At 63.5% G+C, this 1,182-nt stretch carries 2 protein-coding genes; both read right to left on the bottom strand.

The genetic code is table 11. The features are described from left to right. A partial coding sequence (locus tag ACE04F_RS02595; RefSeq protein ID WP_486104606.1) for a hypothetical protein occupies window positions 1-107 on the bottom strand: 107 nt, incomplete at its 3' end. 112 nt (window positions 108-219) lie between these two features. Then, window positions 220-1,077 carry a poly(3-hydroxyalkanoate) depolymerase gene (gene phaZ / locus ACE04F_RS02590; protein ID WP_039592414.1) on the bottom strand — a complete coding sequence of 286 codons (858 nt, stop codon included), beginning with the start codon at window positions 1,075-1,077 and terminating at the stop codon, window positions 220-222. Window positions 1,078-1,182 lie beyond the last annotated feature (105 nt).

Here is a 1,182-nt window from a genome sequence, read left to right as displayed (position 1 = left end):
CGCAACGTCGACAGCAGGTCGGCGCCGCGCAGGCCAGTGACCGCACTCTGTGCGTTGATAAAGCTGGCAGGGGCGGGCATGGAACCCTTCGCCGGTTTGTCGCGCATGAGTCAACTCCTTCATCATCAGGCTGAAAACAAACACACCGAACCAGACAACATAGTCGCTGTTTCGGGTAGTTGCGCGATCCGGCGTCCTGCCAGGCGCAAATGGGTGGTGTCAGCCACCACCCAGCGGCGCGGGATGCGGGTGCATCACCGCGCGCTGCCGTTCTTCCTCGAGGAACTTCATGATGATCGGCGCGACGGCCTCGGCCCGGGTGATCAGGAACAGATGGCCGTCATCAATGATGTGCAACTGCGAATTGGGGATGCGCCAGGCCAGCATGCGCATGTTGATCAGGGGGATCAGCGGGTCGTCATCCCCGGCCAGGATCAAGGTCGGCTGGTGGATCTTGTGCAGCCAATGGATGCTGGTCCAGCCGAGGCCCGCGAACAGTTGCCAGTAATAACCGAGCTTGCCCGCCGAACGCACCTTGGCCGCGTGACGAGCCGCCAGGCTTGGGTCGCGGCGGAACGAGCCGCCATAGATCAGCGGCGCGATGCGCATCACATGGGACGGCTGCACGTAGCGTCGGGGACTGGCCATCATCCACAGCACCTTCGGCTTGCCCGGCACCATCACCGCGCCGGCCGCGGTGGCGGCGAGCACCAGCTTCTTGCAGCGCTCCGGATAGTCATGGGCGAACTGCTGGGCCAGGGCGCCGCCCCAGGACACACCGATCACGTTGACCTGCCCATAGTCGAGGTAATCGAGCATCCGCGCGGTAAGCTTGGCCAGGCCCGGAAAACGATACGGCCGGCTCGGCGTCGACGAACCGCCGACCCCGGGCACATCGAAGGCAATCACTTCCAGGTCCGGGTCCAGGGCTTCGATGAACGGGAAGACCAGCTCCAGGTTGGCGCCGATGCCGTTGAAAATCAGCAGCGGCGTCAAGTGAGGCTTGCCGGGACGTACCGCGGTGCGCAAGGTCTGGCCATCCAGATCGACGGTACGGAAAATGTACGGTTGCGGCATGCTTCAAGCCCTGTGGGTTGGGTCGCGGTCTTTCATTTTTCCCCCGATCCCTGTGGGAGCGAGCTTGCTCGCGATTGCGGTCTGTCAGCACAGACAAACCTTGAC

The sequence above is a fragment of the Pseudomonas sp. AGC41 genome (assembly GCF_057334555.1).
The sequence above is the reverse complement of the archived record's forward strand: the minus strand, read 5'-3'. Positions and strand labels throughout refer to the sequence as shown.